This is a genomic window from Pseudobutyrivibrio sp., from assembly GCF_017471675.1.
In the GTDB taxonomy this organism is placed as follows: domain Bacteria; phylum Bacillota; class Clostridia; order Lachnospirales; family Lachnospiraceae; genus Pseudobutyrivibrio.
Genome location: NZ_JAFUSK010000059.1, coordinates 1 through 6,875, shown reverse-complemented (window position 1 = coordinate 6,875; position 6,875 = coordinate 1). Strand labels below are relative to the sequence as shown.

General features: G+C 43.3%; 6 protein-coding genes. All 6 read left to right on the top strand.

The annotated features are described in order from the left end of the window. The first annotated feature begins 582 nt into the window (after positions 1-582). The 6 genes from pyrE (at position 583) to purN (ending at position 6,500) form a co-directional block, all read left to right on the top strand. Positions 583-1,269: an orotate phosphoribosyltransferase gene (gene pyrE / locus IJ535_RS09510; protein WP_294301815.1), complete on the top strand. Its 687-nt coding sequence runs from the start codon at positions 583-585 to the stop codon at positions 1,267-1,269. Beyond that, positions 1,269-1,610 (top strand): hypothetical protein, encoded by a 342-nt coding sequence (locus IJ535_RS09505; RefSeq protein ID WP_294295758.1) that lies wholly within the window; start codon positions 1,269-1,271, stop codon positions 1,608-1,610. The genes pyrE and IJ535_RS09505 overlap by 1 nt, the downstream gene beginning before the upstream one ends. Before the next feature lies 1 nt (position 1,611). After that, entirely contained in the window at positions 1,612-3,666 is a 2,055-nt protein-coding gene (locus IJ535_RS09500) for an aminopeptidase (RefSeq protein ID WP_294301812.1), read from the top strand. Between the two features lie 335 nt (positions 3,667-4,001). Continuing rightward, positions 4,002-4,508, top strand: coding sequence for a 5-(carboxyamino)imidazole ribonucleotide mutase (gene purE, locus IJ535_RS09495; protein WP_294295756.1), 507 nt, complete (start codon positions 4,002-4,004; stop codon positions 4,506-4,508). Positions 4,509-4,734: 226 nt separating this feature from the next. Beyond that, on the top strand, positions 4,735-5,760 hold the full coding sequence (gene purM / locus IJ535_RS09490; protein WP_294301808.1) for a phosphoribosylformylglycinamidine cyclo-ligase: 1,026 nt from the start codon (positions 4,735-4,737) through the stop codon (positions 5,758-5,760). A 113-nt stretch (positions 5,761-5,873) separates the two neighbouring features. After that, positions 5,874-6,500, top strand: a complete 627-nt coding sequence (gene purN / locus IJ535_RS09485; RefSeq protein ID WP_294301805.1) for a phosphoribosylglycinamide formyltransferase — start codon at positions 5,874-5,876, stop codon at positions 6,498-6,500. The last annotated feature ends 375 nt before the right edge of the window (positions 6,501-6,875 follow it).

The window sequence follows — 6,875 nt, the reverse complement described above, 5'->3', positions numbered from 1 at the left end:
TATTAGTATTAATTGCATTCATATTACATTCGCCAAGTAGAATTAAAAGCAGTTTTTGGATGTTTTCCTACCGGCGTCAAGCTCAGTCCATTTCGCTATCAGCCTTGGGCTGCCGTCCGTGGCAGCCCATATGAAAACATTCAAAAACTGCTTTAAGATTCTACTAGGCTCATTCCAAAATCATGCAATTAATACTAATATTGTCGCCACTGCTATTTCTTTAGGCTGAGGGTGTCTGCGAGATACATACAGTGCCGACAGAATTGTCAAACCTTGAAAGAACACGTGTAATAGGGGATGCGAGTGTGGCATTTAGAAAATCAGTAATTCTTCGACGGTGCAATAGGCCAAGGCTACTGATTTATGCTTCTAGCGGGCTCATTTTATATATGAGGAGCAAGACCCTAGAGTTCACTACGCTATCTCTTTGCTAAATCCATATATACATTTTTCTAGTATGCCCATGAATAGTAACAATAGTTTAAATTATCTTTTAAATTTTGTAATTGTTCGATTGAAATGAATAGTCTTCTATGGTAGAATTCACTTTGTTGCGAGAATCTTTAGTATAGGAGATTTTTTATGGAAAATTACAAGTCAGAATTTATAGAGTTTATGGTGGAGGCAGACGTCCTTAAGTTTGGTGATTTTACACTGAAGTCAGGGCGAAAGTCTCCTTTTTTTATGAATGCAGGAGCATACGTTACAGGTAGCCAGTTAATGCGTCTTGGCGAGTATTATGCTAAGGCTATCCATGATGCCTACGGAGAGGATTTCGATGTACTGTTCGGACCTGCTTATAAGGGCATTCCACTTGCGGTTATTACAGCTGAGGCTTTTTATAAGCTTTACGGTAAGGAAGTTAAGTACTGCAGCAATCGTAAGGAGGAGAAGGACCACGGTGCAGATATGGGATCTCTTCTTGGCTACAAGATTAAAGATGGCGACAGAGTTGTCATGATTGAGGATGTTACAACATCTGGTAAGAGCATGGAGGAGACAGTTCCTATCGTTCGTGCCCAGGGTGATGTTACAATCGTAGGTCTTATGGTTTCTCTCAATCGTGAGGAGGTTGGTCTTTCTGGTGATACATCTAAGACTGCCCTTGATGAGGTTGCTGATACATACGGCTTTAAGACCGGGGCAATCGTATCCATGTCAGAGGTTGTTGAGCATCTTTATAACCGTGAATGTGGTGGAAGAGTTGTTATCGATGATGAGATGAAGTCACGTATCGATGCTTATTATAAGGAATACGGAGTTAAATAATGGGTATAGGAAGAGGTCGTTTTCATAGACGTAGTTCCTATGGCAATCAGCTTAAGGCATTGCCTGTTGAGGCAATGTATGCGGCAGGTGTATCACTTGCAACAATGGTTGTATATATAGGAATTATAGCTGGTTCTGTGTATTTATCAGGCGAGACTCCAAAGTGGCTTGGAGGCCTTGGAACTATAGGCTTTTTGGTGGCACTTGGTTCATTGATATTTAACATAGGTCAGATGAAGACGAAAACAGAATTGAAATATAGAGCAACCTGCCTGATAATCAGCAGTGTTGTTATGATTGTTTGGATGGCCACACTTGTTGTTGGCCTTGTAAGAGGTTAGTATGAGTAAAACATTTTATCAGGAAACAGATGATATATTAGAGCGCTTTGAGCTTGCTACAGAGCGTATCGCTACTATTAAGGAAGACCACGATTTACCTGAAAAGCTTCAGGCTTATTTCAATCAGGTAGCAGACTTTTTCATGACAGTTCTTCCTATTATGAATAAGGCAGCTGATGGTACACTTGCAGACCGTACTATCACAGAATGCGAAAACGACAACGATGCTGTATTCGCTATCTATGGTGAGGATACTTACCCAAACAGCTTCCTTTGTCCTACATTCGCAGTGGCAGAGCTTGGACAGGAATTAGGTGGCCCACTTTCAGCTATTTTCTATGAGATGACAAACATCATCGAGGCAGCCTTCGCAGGTCGCGTTGATAAGTTTACTATCTACGCAGAATTATTCCTTCAGATTTATGGTGAGTGCCAGATGGAAGAAGAGGATAAGTACCGCAGAGAAGGTGTTTTAGATGCTATGTATTCTGCAAAGCATGATTATTCACAGCTTTTTGCATCTGAAATCGTCATCAGCATGATAGATCCAGACTACGATTATTATAGAAACATCATCATGAAGGATGATTTGTCTGATGACAGATACATGTACAAATATGGTATGTACATCGGACCAAACGAAAGAAAGATTGCAGCTCATTTACGCAGCCTTCCTCACGAGGATGTTGTTGCTATGGCACGTACTTATGTAGAAGGATACATCAAGGGCTTTGAGGTTACAGGCAAGGATATCACTATTAAGGATACTGTTGGTGTTCATGCACCAGTTGGTTTCGAGCTTATGACTCGCGAAGCTATCCGTCTTTTCGATGAGGCTGGCCTTGCGTCTACAGTTAGATTTGGTGGCACTACTTCACGTAACCTTTATTCATCAGTTCCTAACAAGCAGTGCGAATACGACCACAAGGATGACAGAGCATATTACTGGGACAAGGGTATGGCCGACAGAATGCTTGAAGTTCTTAAGAATACCTTCGAAAAGAACAAAGAGCTTGCAGCTGTTTTTGGTGGGCCAGCTGTTATCGAGACATTTGGTGAGAAGCCATTTGAGCCAGTTAATCATGATGCTAATGCAAAATATAGCGATAAGCAGAATGAGCTTAACGTTTATTTTGCAAGCCAGAATGGACAGATTACAAACGAATACATCCATGGCGAGGAGCGCAGCTTCACAATTATCGCATATCCGATACCTGAAATCGGCAAGGATTTCAATGAAATCTTCAACGAGACAGTTGCTGTAAATACAATGGACTACGAGCTTTACAAGAACATCCAGCAGCACATCATTGATGTACTTGACCAGGGCGAATATGTTCATGTAACAGGCCGTGGTGACAATCACACAGATATTACTGTTAAGCTTCATCACTTGGACGAACCTTCAAAGCAGACTAATTTTGAAAACTGCGTTGCTGATGTAAATATCCCTGTTGGTGAGGTGTTTACATCACCTGAGCTTGAAGGCACAAACGGTGTACTTCATGTTACACAGGTTTACCTTAATGAACTAGGCTACCGCAACCTTGAGCTTAAGTTTGAGGAAGGCAAAATTGTTTCATATACATGTAGCAATTTTGATTCAGAAGAAGAAAACAAGAAATACATTTATGATAACGTATTGTTCAAGCATGACACCCTTCCAATGGGAGAATTTGCCATCGGAACAAATACCAGAGCATTTGTTATGGGACAGAAGTACGGCATCGCCGACAAGCTTCCAATCCTTATTGCCGAAAAGACAGGACCTCACTTTGCAGTGGGCGATACCTGCTACTCACACGCTGAGGATGTACCAATGTACAACCCAGATGGCAAGGAGTGCATAGCCCGTGATAACTCATGCTCACTCCTTAGAAAAGAAGACATTTCAAAGGCATATTTTAACTGCCACACAGATATAACCATACCTTATTATGAGCTTGGTGACATCACAGTCCACACAGCGGATGGACGTGAACTTCCTGTCATCCGCCAGGGCCGCTTCGTAGTGCCTGGCACTGAAGAGCTCAACAAGGTACTAGACGAGATGTAGTCCGCCTGTTACGCTCTCAAGTTTTAGGCTGTGACTAACAAGTTACACTCTCAAGCCTTAGTATTACTACGTCGAGCTGAAGAAAGCTCTCCTTTAGTAACACTAAGAGCTTGATAGTTACTTGTTAGGTCCAGATTTACCGATTGATAGCTACAGGCTCATCTAAAACTGTAAATAGCCCAGGTCGTAGACGTGGACGGCGCGAGCAAGAGGGCCCCATGCAAGCTAGGAAGGAACCGCGAAGCGGGAGGTTGCCTAGCGCAGTATGGGAGATGGCTTGCGGGAGCTTTGAAAGACTATGTCCCTGGGCGAGATATAAACTAGGAGGATATGTTATGGCAAAAGTAAGTATTGTAATGGGAAGCGACAGCGATATGCCTGTTATGGCAAAGGCGGTGGAAATCCTTGAAAGATTTGGCGTGGACTATGAGATGCGAATCATCTCAGCTCATAGAGAGCCAGATATTTTTGTGGAGTATGCAAAGACCGCAAAGGATAGAGGCGTTCAGGTAATTATCGCAGGTGCAGGCAAGGCAGCACATCTTCCAGGTATGTGTGCAGCTATCTTTGAAGGTCCGGTTATCGGCATTCCAATGAAGACCAGTGATTTAGGAGGGGTGGATTCCCTCTATTCAATCGTGCAAATGCCAACAGGCGTACCTGTAGCTACAGTTGCAATCAATGGTGGAGCCAATGCCGGCATCCTTGCCGTTAAAATGCTTGCCATGACAGATTCTACCCTAGCAGGCAAACTCCACGATTTCATCGTAGAGCAGAAGGAGTCCGTAGAATCAAAGGACGCAAAATTACAAAGCGAAGGCTATCGTGCCTTCTTATCTTAGATACGTAGAAGGAAACTCTTAAAAAAAGGGTTTCCTTTTATTTATAAAAATTTATATGAGCTAGCACTCGTAAACGTAGGCGAGCGCGAGCAGGGGGGCGCCATACCTGATCATGGGTGGGGCCCACGCCGGCGGGCTCCCATGGTTAGGTATGGAGGGTGCCCTGCGGGAGCATGAAAAACTAGGATGTGCTAGCGGACTAAAAGTTATTAAAAAGGAGAGAAACATGGATTACAAGAGTTCAGGAGTGGATATTGAGGCAGGATATGAGTCAGTGGAGCTCATGAAGAAGTTTGTGAAGGGTACTATGCGCCCAGAAGTACTTGGAGGCCTTGGCGGCTTTTCAGGTGCATTCGATTTGAGTGCTATTAAGAACATGGACGAGCCAGTTCTTTTGTCTGGTACAGACGGCTGTGGTACAAAGGTTAAGCTTGCATTTCTTATGGATAAGCACGATACAATCGGTATCGATGCAGTTGCAATGTGTGTAAATGACGTTGCATGCGCTGGCGGCGAGCCACTATTTTTCTTGGATTATATCGCATGCGGTAAGAACATCCCTGAGAAGATTGCTACAATCGTAAGCGGTGTTGCAGAGGGCTGTAAGCAGTCAGGCTGTGCCCTTGTAGGTGGCGAGACAGCAGAACATCCAGGTCTTATGCCAGAGGAAGAGTATGACCTTGCAGGCTTTGCAGTAGGTATTGTAGATAAGAAGGATATCATCACAGGTGAGAACCTTAAGGATGGGGATGTTCTCATTGGTATGGCATCTACTGGTGTTCACTCAAATGGTTTCTCTCTTGTAAGAAAGATTTTCGATATGACAAAGGAAAGTATTGATACATATTATGATGAGCTTGGCTGCACACTTGGTGAGGCTCTCATCGCTCCAACTCGTATTTATGTAAAGGCACTTAAGGCTGTAAAGGATGCAGGAGTTAGGGTAAAGGCTTGCTCACATATTACAGGTGGCGGCTTCTATGAGAATATTCCACGTATGCTTCCAGAGGGCAAGCGTGCTGTTGTAGAGAAAAACTCTTATGAGGTTCCAGCAATCTTTAAGCTTATGGCTAAGAAGGGTAACGTATCTGAGCAGATGATGTACAACACCTACAACATGGGACTTGGTATGATAGTAGCTGTTGATCCAGCAGATGTTGATAAGACAATGGAAGCTATGCGTTCTGCTGGTGATACACCTTATGTGGTAGGTAAGATTATCGATGGCGAAAAGGGCGTAGATTTAGTTTAATAAGTGAGGCTGCTTCTAGCTAACAATCTCTAAGTTTTACTGAATGAGACATGTAGTTGAAGGAAGTAAACTTAGTATTGTGAGCGTAAGAAGTAGCCGGAGTTGGAGAATAAATGAAGATTGCAGTTTGCGTGTCTGGTGGTGGCACAAACCTCCAGGCAATTATTGATAAAATTGAATCAGGTGAGATTCACAATACTGAGATTGCAGTTGTAATCTCAAATAATAAAAATGCCTACGCCCTAGAGCGTGCAGCAAAAGCAGGAATCGAAGGAGTATGCATCAGCCCAAAGGATTATGCATCCCGCGATGAATTCAACAAGGCATTTTTGGAGAAGCTTGATTCCTATAATGTGGATTTGGTGGTACTGGCAGGATTTTTAGTGGTTATCCCACCAGAGATGATTCGTAAATACAGAAATAAAATCATTAACATCCACCCATCCCTGATTCCAAGCTTCTGTGGCACAGGCTACTACGGACTTAAGGTACACGAGGGGGTTCTATCCCGCGGTGTAAAAGTCACCGGCGCCACATGCCACTTCGTAGATGAAGGCACTGACACAGGCCCAATCATCTTGCAGAAGGCCGTCGAGGTTTTAGAAGGCGATACCCCTGAAATCCTCCAGCGCCGCGTCATGGAGCAGGCTGAGTGGATTATCATGCCTAAAGCCATCGACCTCATCGCCTCTGGCAAAGTATCCGTGGTCGACGGCATAGCCCACATCTCAGAAAACTAATCAAATTACCACTGGAAATCAGCAAAAGCAAAATCCAGTGGTAAAGCAAGCGAGAAATTACCACTGCAAATCAGCCAGCGCGAAATCCAGTGGTAAAGTTAGTGAGAAATTACCACTGTAACCCAGCAAGCTCGAAATCCAGTGGTAAAGCAAGCGGAAAATTACCACTGCAAATCAGCCAGCGCGAAATCCAGTGGTAAAGCAAGCGAGAATTTACCACTGGAAACCAGCAAAGGGATAAAGCCCATATAATGGTGTAAATTCTAAAATTTATTAAAAAGAGCCAAGTGCTCATCTTTCAGTTAAAATTAAGTTACCACACAAAACATAATTGAAAGGATGAATACTATGGCTCAATTACATTTTACATTGGAT

Excerpts from the sequence above, each read along its gene's own strand:
- purN (WP_294301805.1), top strand. The coding sequence starts at position 5,874 with ATGAAGATTGCAGTTTGCGTGTCTGGTGGTGGCACAAACCTCCAGGCA.
- IJ535_RS09500 (WP_294301812.1), top strand. The coding sequence starts at position 1,612 with ATGAGTAAAACATTTTATCAGGAAACAGATGATATATTAGAGCGCTTT.
- pyrE (WP_294301815.1), top strand. The coding sequence starts at position 583 with ATGGAAAATTACAAGTCAGAATTTATAGAGTTTATGGTGGAGGCAGAC.
- purE (WP_294295756.1), top strand. The coding sequence starts at position 4,002 with ATGGCAAAAGTAAGTATTGTAATGGGAAGCGACAGCGATATGCCTGTT.
- IJ535_RS09505 (WP_294295758.1), top strand. The coding sequence starts at position 1,269 with ATGGGTATAGGAAGAGGTCGTTTTCATAGACGTAGTTCCTATGGCAAT.
- purM (WP_294301808.1), top strand. The coding sequence starts at position 4,735 with ATGGATTACAAGAGTTCAGGAGTGGATATTGAGGCAGGATATGAGTCA.